This window comes from Occallatibacter sp., assembly GCF_035317045.1.
Classification (GTDB): Bacteria; Acidobacteriota; Terriglobia; order Terriglobales; family Acidobacteriaceae; genus Telmatobacter.
The window spans coordinates 47,704-60,365 of sequence record NZ_DATHHT010000017.1 but is presented as its reverse complement, the minus strand read 5'-3'; the positions used below and the strand labels follow the sequence as shown (position 1 = coordinate 60,365).

11 protein-coding genes are annotated in these 12,662 nt (G+C 59.3%); 9 read left to right on the top strand and 2 right to left on the bottom strand.

What is annotated here, in order from left to right; translation table 11 throughout:
- Positions 1-1,077 (bottom strand): SDR family oxidoreductase, encoded by a 1,077-nt coding sequence (locus tag VK574_RS07045; protein ID WP_472799121.1) that lies wholly within the window; start codon positions 1,075-1,077, stop codon positions 1-3.
- A gap of 179 nt (positions 1,078-1,256) precedes the next feature.
- The gene (locus VK574_RS07040) at positions 1,257-2,507 is read right to left on the bottom strand and encodes an Nramp family divalent metal transporter (protein ID WP_472799120.1); all 1,251 of its coding nucleotides are present in this window, start codon (positions 2,505-2,507) and stop codon (positions 1,257-1,259) included.
- 336 nt (positions 2,508-2,843) lie between these two features.
- On the opposite strand from VK574_RS07040, the gene VK574_RS07035 reads away from it, so the two are divergent.
- The 9 genes from VK574_RS07035 (at position 2,844) to VK574_RS06995 (ending at position 12,590) form a co-directional block, all read left to right on the top strand.
- The gene (locus VK574_RS07035) at positions 2,844-3,119 is read left to right on the top strand and encodes a ribbon-helix-helix domain-containing protein (RefSeq protein ID WP_472799119.1); all 276 of its coding nucleotides are present in this window, start codon (positions 2,844-2,846) and stop codon (positions 3,117-3,119) included.
- A 295-nt stretch (positions 3,120-3,414) separates the two neighbouring features.
- The gene (locus VK574_RS07030) at positions 3,415-3,951 is read left to right on the top strand and encodes a hypothetical protein (RefSeq protein WP_472799118.1); all 537 of its coding nucleotides are present in this window, start codon (positions 3,415-3,417) and stop codon (positions 3,949-3,951) included.
- Positions 3,952-4,191: 240 nt separating this feature from the next.
- Complete coding sequence (locus tag VK574_RS07025) at positions 4,192-5,379, top strand: glycoside hydrolase family 172 protein (protein ID WP_472799117.1); 1,188 nt, start codon at positions 4,192-4,194, stop codon at positions 5,377-5,379.
- A 329-nt stretch (positions 5,380-5,708) separates the two neighbouring features.
- Positions 5,709-7,226, top strand: a complete 1,518-nt coding sequence (locus VK574_RS07020; RefSeq protein WP_472799116.1) for a phospholipase C — start codon at positions 5,709-5,711, stop codon at positions 7,224-7,226.
- A gap of 300 nt (positions 7,227-7,526) precedes the next feature.
- The gene (locus tag VK574_RS07015; protein WP_472799115.1) at positions 7,527-9,944 is read left to right on the top strand and encodes an ABC transporter permease; all 2,418 of its coding nucleotides are present in this window, start codon (positions 7,527-7,529) and stop codon (positions 9,942-9,944) included.
- A 184-nt stretch (positions 9,945-10,128) separates the two neighbouring features.
- Complete coding sequence (locus VK574_RS07010; protein WP_472799114.1) at positions 10,129-10,674, top strand: GbsR/MarR family transcriptional regulator; 546 nt, start codon at positions 10,129-10,131, stop codon at positions 10,672-10,674.
- Positions 10,674-11,564 carry an SAM-dependent methyltransferase gene (locus VK574_RS07005; protein ID WP_472799113.1) on the top strand — a complete coding sequence of 297 codons (891 nt, stop codon included), beginning with the start codon at positions 10,674-10,676 and terminating at the stop codon, positions 11,562-11,564. The genes VK574_RS07010 and VK574_RS07005 overlap by 1 nt, the downstream gene beginning before the upstream one ends.
- 193 nt (positions 11,565-11,757) lie before the next feature.
- A complete protein-coding gene (locus VK574_RS07000; protein WP_472799112.1) occupies positions 11,758-12,228 on the top strand; it encodes an SRPBCC family protein in 471 nt (156 codons plus the stop codon).
- A gap of 2 nt (positions 12,229-12,230) precedes the next feature.
- Positions 12,231-12,590, top strand: coding sequence for an ArsR/SmtB family transcription factor (locus VK574_RS06995; protein ID WP_472799111.1), 360 nt, complete (start codon positions 12,231-12,233; stop codon positions 12,588-12,590).
- Positions 12,591-12,662: the final 72 nt, after the last annotated feature.

Here is a 12,662-nt window from a genome sequence, read left to right as displayed (position 1 = left end):
CTAGTCCCTGTTCCTCAGCAGCCCCAGCCGTATCATGCTTTCCGCCGTAGCCACCACGCTATCTTCGCGTGAACGCGGCATCCACCCCAGCACGCGTTGCGCTTTCTCGCTCGTAGCATTTTTCCATTTGCCTAACTCGGGAATAATCTGCTTCACTGCCGGCTCTTTCAACACCGCCAGCCGCATCAGCCAGTTGGGCAACTGCCGCGTTGGCACCCGCTTCGCCGCGTCGCCCAGCCGCGCTTTAATCACCTTGGCGATTTCCACCAGCCACATGAAGTCTCCTGTCACCGCCAGGAATCGCTCGCCCTTCGCCAGCGGATTCATCATTGCTTTCAAATGCAGATCCGCCACATCGCGCACATCCACCACGCCGATACACATCCGCGGAACTCCCGGCATCTCACCGTCCATCATCTTCTGCACCAGCAGAATCGACGTCGCATAATCCGGCCCCAGCACCGGTCCGAACACCCCTACCGGATTCACCACAGCCAACTCAAGTCCCGCACCGTCGCGCGCGATAAAATCCCACGCCGCCCGTTCCGCCAGCGTCTTCGATTTCGTATACGGCATTACGTCCGGTTGTGTCGGATCAGTCCAGTCCTTCTCCGTGAAAACCTCCTCTTGCTCTGGACCGGGTCCCCCACGAACAGGTCCCGGTTCGCGCCGTGGAGGATGCCCATATCCCACGGCGGCAAACGACGACGTCAGCACCACGCGCTTCACGCCCGCATCCCTGGCCGCGCGCAGTACCCGTAGCGCACCCTCGCGCGCCGGAACAATCAACTCATCCTCATCCTTCGGAAGCTTTGCAGGAAACGGCGAAGCCATGTGCAGCACAAATTCGCAACCAGCGACCGCCGCCGGCCACCCCGCATCGTTCATCAGATCCGCCGCGACAAAGGAGAGGCGGCTCGCCTGATCGCAGCCCCCGTTCTTCAACATCGCGCGCACATCGCCCTCGCGCGAAAGACTCCGCACCGTAGTCCGCACATGGTATCCCGCCGCCAGTAGTTGCACAATCGTATGGCTGGCAATAAATCCCGAACCACCCGTAACAAGAACTGTACTCATCGAATGCCCCCTGCCATCCCGATATCCCCGAGTAGCGATCAGCTATCAGCCGTCAGCTCTTTGTCCGTGGCCGGTAAATCCCCGAGGAGTGCCATTGCTGTAGCTTTACCTCGATAAAGCTGATAGCTGAAGCCTGAAAGCTTCTTTCAAAACTGACCACTGTTCATTGACCACTGCATCTAGTGCCCCGGAATCATCCCCCAAAGCATCACTCCCGTCATCCCGATCACGATAATGCTGGTGCTCCACGCCACCACGTTCCACACGTGCGAATTGCGGTGTTTGCCCATCAGGTCCTGACGGTTGATCAGCATCAGCATCAAAATGATCACAACCGGCAACAGCACGCCATTCAATACCTGCGACAGAATCGCAAAGTTGATTAGCTGCGCATCCGGCAGCATCAACACTGTCACCGCGCCCCCCGCGATCAGCAGCGTATAGAGCCAGTAGAACGTCGGCGCCTCTTTGAAACTCTTATCCACACCCGACTCGAATCCAAGGCCCTCGCACACTGTGTACGCCGTCGACAGTGGAAGAATCGAAGCCGCAAACAGGGATGCGTTGAATAATCCGAATGCGAAAAGAAGAAATGCGTAGTCGCCCGCCAGAGGCCGCATCGCCTCCGCTGCATCCGCCGCTACCTGGATTGCGCCCATCCCATGCACAAAAAGCGTGGCCGCGCACGCCACAATAATGAACCACGCCACAATATCCGTGAAGAAGCTCCCCACAATTACGTCAAGCCGCGAGGCCCCGTAATCCTTCACGCGAATGCCCTTCTCCACAATCGACGACTGCAGATAAAACTGCATCCACGGCGCGATCGTTGTGCCTACAATCCCGATGGCCATGTAGATGTACGCCTTGTCGTGCCACACGCTGCGTCCGGGCAACTGGATGGTTGCATGAAGTGCCTGGCTCCAGCTCGGCTGCGACAGAACCCCGGCAAAAATGTACGCAATATAGACCACCGAAGCGACAAGGAAAATCTTTTCCGTGCTCTTGTAGTTCCCTTTCACAACCATGAACCACACCAGCAACGCACACAGGGGCACGGAGATGAACTTGGTCACGTGAAACAGGTGCAGCGATCCCGCGATGCCGATGAACTCCGTCACCACGTTCGTGTAGTTCACAAACACCAGCAGCAGCATCAGCACGAAGGTCAGGCGCAGGCCAAACTCTTCGCGGATCAGGTCGCTCAGACCCTTGCCCGTGACCACGCCCATGCGGGCGCACATCTCCTGCACCACAATCAGCGCAATCGTAATTGGAATGATGGTCCACAGCAGGCTGTAACCGTACTGCGCGCCTGCCTGGGAATAGGTAAGGATGCCACCCGAATCGTTATCGACGTTGGCTGTAATAAATCCGGGGCCGAGAACGGCCAGGAACAGCAGTATCCGGATTCGCCAGCGCTTCCACATGGCTGCGGGTTCCTAGGGTGGGGTCATTTTTCTTCTGCCTTCACGACCATAACAGGCGGACCGCCGATTGGCGAGTGACCAGCTCGCGTCCATCGCACGTTGCGAAAGAAAGCGGTGTCATCCCAAGCACGGGCCCCGAACGCTTTCCGTTTCGGGTGGCATCAGCGGTGTCATCCTGAAAGAACGGGGCCCCAAACGCAGTTCAGTTTGGGAGTGGTGAGCGAAGGATCTGCTTCAGTTCTTCGTGACCTCGCCTGGTGCCAAGCCGCGGCTTGCCACAACGGTCATCTCGCAATCTTCTTGCGCACACCTGTGTATTTTGGTACATTGGTACCAATGGTACAGGAAAAGCAAGATCATCCTCTCGTCGAAGTCGAGCGCGTCCAGACCGGCGTTCGCCTCGAAAAGCGCATGCTCAAGGTCCTCAAAGCAATCGCCGAACAAAAAGACATGACCCTCGGCGATCTCATAGAGGGCATCGTCCTTCACGCCTTCGAAGGCAAAGCACCCTTCTCGCCGCAGACCCTGAAAGAGATCGAGCAGTTCAAATCCCTCTACGGCATGTCCCTCAAAGCCTCTGACAGCCATCACCTCAAGGAGCGCAAACGATGATTTCCAACCATGAGCTTGCTCCATGTCTCAAGCCGCTAGTGCTCCGGAACTTGCCTTCCACAGATTGTCATTCCGAGCGACCAACGGGAGTCGAGGAACCTGCGGTTGCCTTTGTCTTCGCTCTCGCGTCGCATTTCTACTGCGAATAAAGGCTCCCGGAGGGAGCAATCGAAAATAGCCAAGGATGAAATCAGGGAATTCAATTGGCCACAGATCTTTCCGCCCCGTAGGGCCGGACTGAACCCGGCTGCGTTGCAAGGATCCGTTTGTTCGCTCGCCAAAGGAGTTGCAAATAATGAAACTCAACCACGCCGCCGGCGCGATCATCGCCGCCGCAACCGCCATCAGCGCATCCGCACTCGCCCAACCCCCATCACCGCGACTCCTGCGAACCCAAACCGCTTTCGACATCGTAGTTAACCTGCCGTATGCCGAAGCAGCGCCGCTCTTCGGCCCCGAAGGCGAACGTTCCTGGGCCGGCAAACACTGGAACCCGCAATTTCTCTACCCCCAGCCCGCGCACGACGAACAAGGCGCCGTCTTCACTGTCCGTCACGGCTCCGCCACCGACCTCTGGGTTAATACGCTCTTCGATCTCCAAGCTCGTCACTTCATCTACGCCTACTTCATCCCCGACATCATGGTCACGACAATCGACGTGCGTTTCACGTCCTCCAATTCAGCCACTACCCAGGTTTACGTCGCCTACACCCGCACCGCCCTGACATCTGAGGGCAACGACCACGTCACCACATTCACCGCCACCGACAAAACCGCCGCGAAAGATTGGCAACGATCGATCGACACCTACCTCGCCGCACGTAGACGATAGTTTTCCTTCGATCTCTCAACCGTCGGCTAAAGCTGAAAAGCTCAAAACCAAAATGCACTGTCGTTCCGAGCGACCAACGGGAGTCGAGGAACCCGCAGTTGCCTTTGCATTTGCTGTTGCGCACACATTTCGAAACAAATCAACGACCGCACCGCCCTGCTATATTGGAGAGTCTTTTCAAACTGCGCCAGACACGCAGCCGAGCACAACAATCTCCTCCTCTATTCAAGGAGCAGCACCATGTCCAGCGAAATTCCCTCCGACAATCTCGCCAACACCGACACCACCGCCGCTCCCACTCGCCGCAAAATGCTCGGCACCCTCGCCGCCGCCGGCGCCCTCTTCGGCCTCGACGCCGCCACATCCTCTGCCGCTACCACAAAAAAAGAGGCCGAACCGCCCGCTCCCACTCTGCCGTCAGCGCCCGACGCCCTCGTCTCCATGGCCCGCCTGCGCGACTACAAATGTCGCCGCTCCTCTAGTTGGGATCGCACCGGCGGCAACGGCGACTTCATCCCCCTCGATCCCGGCGCCACCGCCACCTTGCTCGACGTCAAGGGTCCCGGCGTCATCACACACATCTGGTTCACCATCAACTCCGATGACCACATGCATCTCAAGAATCTCGTCCTCCGCGCATGGTGGGACGGCGAATCTTCTCCCTCCATCGAAGCTCCAATCGGCGACTTCTACGGCCTCATGCTCGGCGACTATTTCGTCTACCAGTCCGCGCTGCTCGTCGTCGCTCCCATGAAGGCCCTCAACGCCTACTTCCAGATGCCCTTCGACACCGCTGCCAGAATCACCATCAGCAACGAGGGCAAAGTCCGAACCAACAATCTCTACTACGCCATCGATTACACCGCCGTCTCTGCATTACCAGCTAACCTCGGCCGCTTCCACGCTCAATATCGCCAAGCCGCGCCGTGCAAAAAATCCGCCAACGCCAGCGGCAAAAATCTCAACGGCCATGACAACTACGTCTTCCTCGAAGCCACCGGTCGCGGACACTTCGTCGGCGTCACCCACGGCGTCCTCCAAAACGCCGACGGCTGGTTCGGCGAAGGCGACGATATGTTCTTCATCGATGGCGACTCACAGCCCACCATCGACGGCACCGGTACCGAGGACTATTACAACGGCGCATGGGATTTCTACGGCAACGCCTTCGCCAATCTCCGCCAGGGCGCGCCCTACATCATCGACCCGGAACGCACCGGCGGCCGCTATTGCCTCTACCGCTGGCACACCGAGAGCTTCATCACCTTCGACAAGTCCATCAAGGTCACGATCGAACACGGCCACGCCAACGACCGTGCCGACGACTTCTACTCCGTCGCCTACTGGTACCAGACCGAGCCCCACGCCGACTTCCCAGCACTCCCGCCCCCCGAATCCCGCGTCCCAAAACTCATCATGTCGAGTTGAAGCCGGGTGCCCCATCCTTGCGAAGCAAGGCTGGGAAAGCACGAACCCACCCCAGCCGTTGCCGGGTGCCCCATCCTTGCGAAGCAAGGGTGGGAAAGCACGAACACACCCCAGCCGTTGGACAAACCCAGCCCGTGTCATCCTGAGCCGCGCACGCTTGGGGTCTCACAGAGTGGGGTAAGCGGCGCGAAGGACTGCTTTTACTGCCCTCTCTCCAAAACTGAATCCCAATCATCCCCCAAAAAAGTTCGCAGGCCCCCTGCACACCTCACCAATAACGCTTCCCATGGTCCAATCAGCATCCTAGTTAAGTGGGACGTCGATACTCAATGCCACCCAAACGATTAACCCGTCGCGAAATATTGAAAATCGCAGCCGCAACCGGAGCGGCAGGCCTTACCGGCTCCCTGCTCAACAGTTGCGGCGGACGCCCCGCCGTACCCACACCTCCCGGAACCTCCACCTGCGCCAAAATCACCGACATCGATCACGTGGTCATCTTCATCCAGGAAAATCGCTCCTTCGATCATTACTTCGGCAGCTATCGCGGTGTTCGCGGATTCGCCGATGCGAGCGCAGCCTTCAACCAGCCCTATCCCGGCAATACTTCCAGCTCTCCCACCGGCGTGCTCCTGCCCTTCCACCTCGACACCACGCAGACCAACGCCGCCTGCACACACGACATCACGCACGACTGGATCCCGCAGCACCAAAGCTGGGACAACGGCGCGATGGATGGCTTCGTCACCTCGCGCCTCTCCATCAATGCGAACGACGCCGTCCTTTCCATGGGCTACTACACCCGCGCCGACCTGCCCTACTATTACGCAGTCGCCGACGCCTTCACCCTTTGCGACAACTACTGCTGCTCCGTCATCGGACCCACCGATCCCAATCGTCTCTACACCATGGCCGCATCCATCGATCCCGATGGCAAAAACGGAGGCCCGCTCCTGCAAACGCTCGTCTCTAATCGCGCCACCATGTTCGGCAAGCTCACGTACACCACCATGCCCGAGCAGCTACAGACCCGCGGCATCTCGTGGAAGATCTACTCCACCCCTGACGAGAGTGCATTCGGCTCTCTCGAAACCGACAACGTCCTCCCCTACTTCAAGATTTTTCAGGACACGACAACAACGCTCTACAAGAACGCATTCAACCCTGTGTTCCCCACCGACTTTGTTGCCGATGCACTCTCCGGCAATCTCCCGCAGGTCTCGTGGATCACCGGCTCCGTCATCACCTCTGACCATCCTCCATCGCCCTCGCTTTTCGGCGAGAACACGCTCTCCGCCATCATCACAGCCCTGACCGCCAACCCAATCGCATGGGCGAAGACCGTCCTCTTCGTCACCTACGACGAAAACGGCGGCTTCTTCGATCACGTCCCGCCCGTCACTGCGCCCCCGGGTACAGCCGGCGAATACATCACCGCACCGTCAGTCCCCGACCCCACCGTCGAAGGTTCCATCAACGGACCCATCGGCCTCGGCTTCCGCGTGCCCATGTTCATCATTTCGCCCTTCACTCGCGGCGGATTCATCTCCTCCGATCTCTTCGACCACACCTCGGTCTTGCGCTTCCTCGAAACGCGCTTCGGCGCCGAAGTTCCCAATCTCTCCGCCTGGCGTCGCGCCACTGTTGGCGACATGACCAGCGCCTTCAACTTCACCAGGCCCGACACGTCCATCCCCTCACTGCCCTCCACCGTCGCCGCCCTCCAGTCCATCCTCACCGAATGCACCAACAACCTCGCCGGCTTCGCTGGCTTCACCCTTCCAGCCACGCAGACCATGCCCACACAGGAATCAGGCTCCCCCGTCCGCCCCAGCGGCAAGTGCTGAGCTCAATCCCGTCCTCCTGAGTGGAGCGAATTCAAAGGATCTGCCGTGAAATTTCAGACACCGGCACGAACGAGGGTGCCCCATCCAAGCTCTGCTTGGGTGGGAAAGCACGATCTAACCAACAGTGATTCTTGTTCTTTCCGGGTGTCGCGCAGCGACATCCACGACTGCTGTTTCTCTCGAACTGTTTAAACGCCCCGCGCCGCTCGCCTCGCGCCAACCGCCGTCCGTCACTTTCCCCCTAAGAACGCGTCGTTTCGATTACCGTAGAAACATCTGCGCGTCCTATCAGGAGCAGCGATGCAAACCCTTCTGCGCGATCTTCGCTATGCCGCCCGTCAACTCCGCAAATCTCCCGCATTCGCCATCACGGTTGTTCTCACCCTGGCGCTCGGCATCGGAGCCACCACCGCCATCTTCAGTTGCGTCTATGGCCTTCTCCTCAAATCTCTTCCCTTCCAGGATGAGCACAGCATCATCACCATCTCCGAAACCAACTCGCAGGTGAAGGGCGGCAGCGAAGCCACCTACCTCGACTATCTCGATTGGCGCAAACAGCAGATCAGCTTCAGCCAGGTTGCCGCCTACACAACCCTCAACCCGGAATCCGTTTCTCTTCTGCTCGATGGCAAGCCGGCACAGGTGCATCGCGTGCTGGCCTCCGGCAATTTCTTTTCGCTCCTCGGTGTCTCTCCCCTCGCCGGTCGCCTCTTCAACAGTCAGGACGACATCACCGGCAAAGATCACGTCGCAGTTCTCAGCGCATCCGCTTGGGCTACCTACTTTGGACGTGATCCCGGCGCCATCGGCCGGTCTCTCTCTTTGAACGGCACCAACTACACGCTCATCGGCGTGCTCCCATCGAATGCGTCGTTCCCGGCGGATGGTGAAGTGTGGCTGCCCCTCTCACTCCTCGACCAACCCACCCAGGCATCGCGCGTCTGGCACTCAGTTAAAGTTCTCGGCCGTCTGCGTCCCGGCGCCTCTCTCTCTGCCGCGCGTGCTGACATGCAGACCATTGCGCAGCGCCTCTCTGCCGCTTATCCCGCCACCAACCGCAATGAAGGCGTCGCACTCGCCCCGCTGCACGATGACCTCGTCAGCACGCTCCGTCCCGCCATGCTGTGCCTCATGGGCGCGGTTGTTCTCGTGCTCATCGTCGCATGCGTCAATGTCGCCAATCTCCTCCTGGTGCGCGCCACCGAGAGCCGACGCGAAGTAGCAGTCCGCCAGGCACTGGGCGCCGACCGCCAGCATCTTTTCCGCCAGTTCCTCGTCCAGACGCTAGTGCTCTCCCTGCTCGGCGGATCGCTCGGCGTTCTGTTGGCCTCCGTAGCCCTTCCTCTTCTACACGTAGCGCTCGCCCATACCGAAGGCTTCGACGAATCGCTCCTCCAATCCATCGGCCTCAATCTTCCTGTGCTGCTGTTCACCCTCGCCATATGCACGCTCACGGCGTTCCTCTTTGGACTTCTCCCCGCTGCCCGCACATCCTCACCACTGGTCGATGTCCTCCGTTCCGGCGATCGCAGCAGCAGTCACAGCCATCGCGGCCGCGCTATTCTCGTAACCGCCGAAATCGCCATCGCAGTCGTCGTCGTTTTTCTCAGTTCGCTCGTTGTCCGCAGCTTTCAAAAGTTGATTGCCATCGATCCCGGCTTCCGTACCGATCACGTCCTCACTGCCGAAATCACTCTGCCCACTCCCCGCTATAACGACAGCGTTCTCACCAATCGCTTCTACGAGCAGGTCCTCGAAACAATCTCGCAGTCAGGCGGAGTCCTTTCCGCCGCCACCACCACGCAAGTTCCTCTCCGGCCTTCACAGTTGATGACGCGCTTTCTCATCGAAAGCGCTCCCCCGCTCGCACCCGGCACCTTCCCTTATACGCAGATCCGATTCGTCAGCCCTGACTACTTCCGCACCATGGGCATCAGCCTCCTCAAAGGCAGAACCTTCACCCGCGGCGACATCGACAGCACTACTGGCTTCTTCGTCGTCAACGAAGCATTTGCGCGCCACTATCTCTCCGCAAGAGATCCCATCGGCGCCAACATTCTCATCGGCGTCATGAGTCCCGCTCCGAGTAAGATTCCCGTCGTTGGCGTAGTCTCCAATGCTCGCGACCTCGGCATCGACACTGATCCTGAGCCGGAAATCTACCTCCCCGGATTCGGCCTTCACGCCGTCCTCCTCGTCCGCTCCTCACTCGCCCCCGACGCGGCTGCAACGCTGGTTCGGAATGCAGTCCTCGCCGCCGATCCCACCCAGCCCGTCTATCACGTCGAAGACATCGACACAGTCCTTGCTGACTCCGTCGCGCGCCAGCGCATGACTGCCACGCTTCTCGGCTCCTTCGCGCTCATCACTCTCCTGCTCGCCGCCATCGGATCCTTTGGCGTTCTCTCCTACTCCGTCGCCCAGCGCACGCGCGAAATCGGCGTCCGCATGGCCATTGGCGCCAATCGCGGCGACATCCTTCGACTCATCCTGCGTCAGGCTGCCGGATCCACTGGAATCGGCATCTGCGCCGGTCTTCTCGCCGGCTTCCTCGGTGCCCGCCTTATCAATGGCCTGCTCTTCCAGACCAGCCCCACCGATCCCCTCTCGCTCGGAATTTCCATCTCCGCCCTCATCTTGGTAACCCTTCTCGCTGTCAGCATCCCCGCCGTTCGCGCCGCCTCCGTCGATCCCGTCGAAGCCCTGCGCTCCGAGTAGGGCCGTCCCACCGCCTGTCGCACCCCACCGCCCGAGCCGCTGTCATCCTGAGCGCAAGGGGCCACAAACGTAGTTCAGTTCGGGGGTGGTAAGCGAAGGATGCGCTTCTAATTCTCCGAACTCCAAATTAATCTGCAATATCAGATATTTCAGTCATGACAGAAATATCTGATATAATGAACGCATGACGCTGACCAGTTCCATGCAGGAATTCATCCTCCACTGGGGCGAAATGGGCGCTCGCTGGGGAGTCAACCGCACCGTCGCCCAGGTTCACGCCCTGCTCTACCTCTCCGCTGAACCCCTCATCGCCGAAGACATCGCCGACGCCCTCTCCGTCGCGCGCTCCAACGTCAGCAACAGCCTCAAGGAACTGCAGAACTGGAACCTCGTTCAAATCGACAGCCGCATGGGCGACCGCCGCGACTACTTCCGCACCAACGCCGACGTCTGGACGCTCTTCCTCACCGTCGTCGATCAGCGCGTCGAACGCGAGATCATCCCTACCATGACGATGCTCCAACGCCTCGTCGTCCAAACCCGCGCCGAGCGCCCCGCACAGCCTCTCGTCACCGCCCGCATCACCGCCATGCAGCTCTTCCTCGAAGAACTCCACGGCTGGTACACCCAAATCAAAAAGCTGCCGCCCGCCAGCCTTCACTCCCTCATCAGCATCGGCAGCGGCATCACCCGCTTCCTCCCCAAATCCCGCAGACGGAGGTTGGACTAATGCCTGCCACTCTCACCGCCATCGCACCAAAAGTCGAATACACTTCCGACAACTTCCAGCGATACTATGAAGAAGCCGGCCCCGACTACGCTGCATGGAGCCCGCACTTCAACATGCACTTCGGATTCTTCCGCTCTTGCATGAATCCCTTCAATCGCGAAGCGATGCTCGAGCAGATGAATCGCGAAGTCCTTGATCGCTTGCAAACCTCCAGCGATCATCCCCGCATTCTCGACATGGGCTGCGGCCTTGGCGCCACGCTCCGCAGCTTCGCCCGCCGCCTTCCCACAGCCGATCTGCACGGCATCACTCTCGTTCACTGGCAGCTTGAGCAAGGCCGTCTCCTCAACCAATCCACCCCGCAATCGACAAACATCACCCTGAATCTCGGCAACTACGAACACACAGCCTACCCTTCAGAATCCTTCGACGCCATCTGCGCCATTGAGAGCAGCTGCTACAGCGCCGGCCGCAGCAAATCCCGCCTCATCCGCGAAGCCTATCGTCTCCTTCGCCCGGGAGGCCGCTTCGTCGTCGCTGACGGCTTTCTCGGTGCCGGAAAACTCCGCGGCTTGCAACAATCCATCTATCGAAAACTCTGCGATTGCTGGGTCATCGAAGACCTTGGCGAGATTCACGCATTCACCCGCGAACTTCAACGCGCCGGTTTCACAGAAATCGCAATCGAACAGATCCAATCCCGTGTCACTCCGTCCGTCCTTCACGTCCCCTGGGTCACCCTCAAATTCCTTCTGACCTCCGTCATCTTCGGCCAACGAAAAATGACCCGAGCCCGCTGGAACAACATTCTCGCCCCCATCCTCCTGCCCTTCGTCGGCCACCCCATCGGTCCCCTTGCCTACTACATCGTCAGCGCCACCCGCACCTAGAACTCCCCGAATAAATCACGCCGGGTGCCCCAGGCCTCGCTTCTGAGACCTGGGAGGGATGCAAGCCGAAGGATCTCCTAAATGAGGTTCTTCGGACACTCCCCAAAATACTGAAGTCCCCACTTGACAATTTTCCAGGTCTGCCCGATACTGAAGTAGTTGCTTCACTATTAAATACGCAGGAGGTATCCAAATGTCCGATCCAACCGTCGTTCACAGCACCTTCGTTATCGATCGCAACTACCCCCAACCCCCTGACCGCGTTTTCGCAGCTTTCACCCAACCCGCCCGCAAGCGCCGCTGGTACGCCGAAGGCGATCACGAAATTCAAGAATTCGAGATGGAATTCCGCGTTGGCGGCACCGAGCGCTTCCGTTACCGCTTCAAGGAAGGCCACCCCATCGCCGGCTCTGAAATCGCCAACGAGTCCACCTACCAGGACATCACTCCCGAGAATCGAATCGTCACCACCACGAAAATGTCCCTGAACGGCAAGCCCATCCTGATCGCAGTCCTCACCTTCGAGTTCGTCCCCTCAGCATCCGGCACTAACCTCGTATTTACCAATCAAGGAACGTACATCGATTGGCCCGACGGCCCGGGAATGATTGAGCAAGGCTGGCGCAGCCTCTTCGACCGCCTCGCAAAAAACCTGGCAAGCTGACCATGTCGCCCAAAATCAAACACGCAATACCCACAACGCCGCAGCAAATCGACCTCCTGTTCCATGCACTCGGAGATCCCACACGCCGTGCGATCCTCGACCGCCTCACCAGCGGTCCTATGTCCGTCTCGCGTCTTGCGGAACCCCTCGGCGTCACACTCACCGCCGTCGCGCAGCACTTGCAGATCCTCGCGGAGGCCAGGCTAGTGCACACTGAGAAGCTCGGCCGCGTAAGAACCTGCCGCATTGAGCCCGTCGGCTTTCGCGCACTCGAGCAATGGATTCGCGATCATCGCACCGCCTGGGAACGAAAGCTCGATCGCCTCGGCGCATTTTTAGCTGAAGAAGACGAAGCCCGCTAGCCAAAATCTGGGTGCCCCATCCTTGCGTAGCAAGGGTGGGAATCTACCAGTTCGGCCAGCCAACTTAATTCC

Excerpts from the sequence above, each read along its gene's own strand:
- VK574_RS07045 (WP_472799121.1), bottom strand. The coding sequence starts at position 1,077 with ATGAGTACAGTTCTTGTTACGGGTGGTTCGGGATTTATTGCCAGCCAT.
- VK574_RS07040 (WP_472799120.1), bottom strand. The coding sequence starts at position 2,507 with ATGTGGAAGCGCTGGCGAATCCGGATACTGCTGTTCCTGGCCGTTCTC.
- VK574_RS07035 (WP_472799119.1), top strand. The coding sequence starts at position 2,844 with ATGGTACAGGAAAAGCAAGATCATCCTCTCGTCGAAGTCGAGCGCGTC.
- VK574_RS07030 (WP_472799118.1), top strand. The coding sequence starts at position 3,415 with ATGAAACTCAACCACGCCGCCGGCGCGATCATCGCCGCCGCAACCGCC.
- VK574_RS07025 (WP_472799117.1), top strand. The coding sequence starts at position 4,192 with ATGTCCAGCGAAATTCCCTCCGACAATCTCGCCAACACCGACACCACC.
- VK574_RS07020 (WP_472799116.1), top strand. The coding sequence starts at position 5,709 with ATGCCACCCAAACGATTAACCCGTCGCGAAATATTGAAAATCGCAGCC.
- VK574_RS07015 (WP_472799115.1), top strand. The coding sequence starts at position 7,527 with ATGCAAACCCTTCTGCGCGATCTTCGCTATGCCGCCCGTCAACTCCGC.
- VK574_RS07010 (WP_472799114.1), top strand. The coding sequence starts at position 10,129 with ATGACGCTGACCAGTTCCATGCAGGAATTCATCCTCCACTGGGGCGAA.
- VK574_RS07005 (WP_472799113.1), top strand. The coding sequence starts at position 10,674 with ATGCCTGCCACTCTCACCGCCATCGCACCAAAAGTCGAATACACTTCC.
- VK574_RS07000 (WP_472799112.1), top strand. The coding sequence starts at position 11,758 with ATGTCCGATCCAACCGTCGTTCACAGCACCTTCGTTATCGATCGCAAC.
- VK574_RS06995 (WP_472799111.1), top strand. The coding sequence starts at position 12,231 with ATGTCGCCCAAAATCAAACACGCAATACCCACAACGCCGCAGCAAATC.